The sequence below is a fragment of the Parabacteroides sp. AM17-47 genome (assembly GCF_003434625.1).
Taxonomy (GTDB): domain Bacteria; phylum Bacteroidota; class Bacteroidia; order Bacteroidales; family Tannerellaceae; genus Parabacteroides; species Parabacteroides distasonis.
This window is the reverse complement of the sequence record NZ_QTLI01000059.1, coordinates 1-1,643: the sequence shown is the minus strand read 5'-3', so window position 1 is coordinate 1,643 and position 1,643 is coordinate 1. Positions and strand designations below refer to the sequence as shown.

The 1,643-nt window shown below is 48.1% G+C and carries 4 protein-coding genes and 1 pseudogene; 4 read left to right on the top strand and 1 reads right to left on the bottom strand.

What is annotated here, in order from left to right; all coding sequences use genetic code 11:
- Window positions 1-172: 172 nt before the first annotated feature.
- The 4 genes from DW205_RS21970 (at window position 173) to DW205_RS21955 (ending at window position 1,336) form a co-directional block, all read left to right on the top strand.
- Entirely contained in the window at window positions 173-391 is a 219-nt protein-coding gene (locus tag DW205_RS21970) for a DUF3873 domain-containing protein (protein WP_008770680.1), read from the top strand.
- Complete coding sequence (locus DW205_RS21965) at window positions 331-636, top strand: hypothetical protein (protein ID WP_004310302.1); 306 nt, start codon at window positions 331-333, stop codon at window positions 634-636. Before DW205_RS21970 ends, DW205_RS21965 begins: the two co-directional genes overlap by 61 nt.
- A 53-nt stretch (window positions 637-689) precedes the next feature.
- Window positions 690-998: a hypothetical protein gene (locus DW205_RS21960; RefSeq protein ID WP_032595744.1), complete on the top strand. Its 309-nt coding sequence runs from the start codon at window positions 690-692 to the stop codon at window positions 996-998.
- 116 nt (window positions 999-1,114) lie between these two features.
- Entirely contained in the window at window positions 1,115-1,336 is a 222-nt protein-coding gene (locus DW205_RS21955) for a hypothetical protein (protein WP_004310300.1), read from the top strand.
- Between the two features lie 62 nt (window positions 1,337-1,398).
- Here the strand turns inward: DW205_RS21955 and DW205_RS21950 are convergent.
- A pseudogene (locus DW205_RS21950) lies at window positions 1,399-1,608 on the bottom strand (lysozyme); the annotation flags it as partial.
- Between the last annotated feature and the right edge of the window lie 35 nt (window positions 1,609-1,643).

The window sequence follows — 1,643 nt, the reverse complement described above, 5'->3', positions numbered from 1 at the left end:
GTCAAGGACTTTGCCGAGAAACACGAACTTGACAAGTTCTTCCTTTACGGCTTCGGCTCTCATCATTTCTACCTGCACCAACGCTACACGAGCGACCCCGAAATGGTGATGCAACACAGAGTGCTGTCTGTACATTTCTAATCATCTAAATAACAACGACTATGGCAACAAAATGACAATTAACGGAGTAAGCACCTGCCAATCGGCAGGAACGGAGAACTACGAGAAATTCCAAACGGGTATCGACAGACGCAAACGCACCCTTGTGCAATACGACTACCGCCACACGGACGGGGAACTTTTCTCTTGTGTCAAACCCACATTAGACGAATGTCGAGCCGCACGGGACAAGTGGCTAACGGCAAAGGAAAGGAAGGAGGAGAAGCGATGAACGAAGCAGGCTACCAAACGCTGATAGTCAAATTCAGCGAACCCATTACGGCATTGGACGGCATCTTTGACGATGCCGAAGCGTGGGGAGTTGATACCCTAAAGGGGTGGATAGACAGCTATGAAAGCAGCCGTTTCACTGCCATTGACAGCCATACGGCAGTCATCACGAGCGAGTATAGCATGGAATGTCTGAAAGAGTGGCTGGAAAAATGCACACCCATAACCGAGAAAACAGAATTTTGAACATTGGGGCGGTGTCCGCACCGCCCGAACCATAAACCTAAAAGACAACGGATATGATAGCAAAGACAATTTTAGAGCAGATTGGCGTCAGACGCTTTGCCGCCATGACGGGAAGCAAAGACTTCACAGACATGGGCAACGGCTTGCGCATGAGCCTTGCGAGGAACAAGACCAGTGCCAACCGCCTTGACATCATCTATGACGGAGGGGCAGACCTATACAATATGCGTTTCTACCGCAAGACGTTCAGCAAAAAGACATTCGAGAGCAGGACGAAGGACATTGAAACGCACGAGGGGATATATTGCGATATGCTGGAGGAAATGTTCACGATGGTAACGGGACTTTACACCCGCTTTTGAGGGGTGGGCGGCAAAAGCCGCCTACTTTCTTTCATGAGCATGATGGCGGATAAGAAAGTAGGCAAAGAAACCTTTGTACCAATCTACGATAGTATTCACAAAAACAAGTTTTAATCATGGAAACAATCAGACAGAACGGAAAAACCATCTTGTACAGCAACGACGGCATAAGCATAAAGATGGTTTTCAAGAACCTTACGGGCAGGAATTTTCAAGGTCAGGAATATACAGACTATATCCGGCATATCGCAATCGGCAGCATGGGATTTTCACCCGGTATCATAGAGCATTGCAGGGACGGTGAGGTTGCAGGCAAAGGGACAATCCCGAATGTATGAAAACTGAAACTCCGATGAAGTTGGCGGCTTCATCGGAGTTTCTTTCGTCAGACACTTATTCTTTATGGTACATACAGCAGCGCAAACTCAGCCTTCCTTCGTTTGAGCAGCATGGCGTGGCGTTTCCCCTTATAGTTACAGAAAGCGATATACTCCCGGTAGATGTTCCTGTCACCCGCCTCCAGCTTTCGGATTAGCGTGCTTTTGGGTATCTTCCCACTCCCCAAAAGACGGTACGGACCGACATTGTAGGCGAGCGTGGCAAGCAGAAGTTATCCAAACCCCAGCATTATCCTAAAAATACAGT

Bases quoted from the DNA above. Each gene is read 5' to 3' on its own strand.
- DW205_RS21970 (WP_008770680.1), top strand. From the start codon at position 173: ATGACAATTAACGGAGTAAGCACCTGCCAATCGGCAGGAACGGAGAAC.
- DW205_RS21965 (WP_004310302.1), top strand. From the start codon at position 331: ATGTCGAGCCGCACGGGACAAGTGGCTAACGGCAAAGGAAAGGAAGGA.
- DW205_RS21960 (WP_032595744.1), top strand. From the start codon at position 690: ATGATAGCAAAGACAATTTTAGAGCAGATTGGCGTCAGACGCTTTGCC.
- DW205_RS21955 (WP_004310300.1), top strand. From the start codon at position 1,115: ATGGAAACAATCAGACAGAACGGAAAAACCATCTTGTACAGCAACGAC.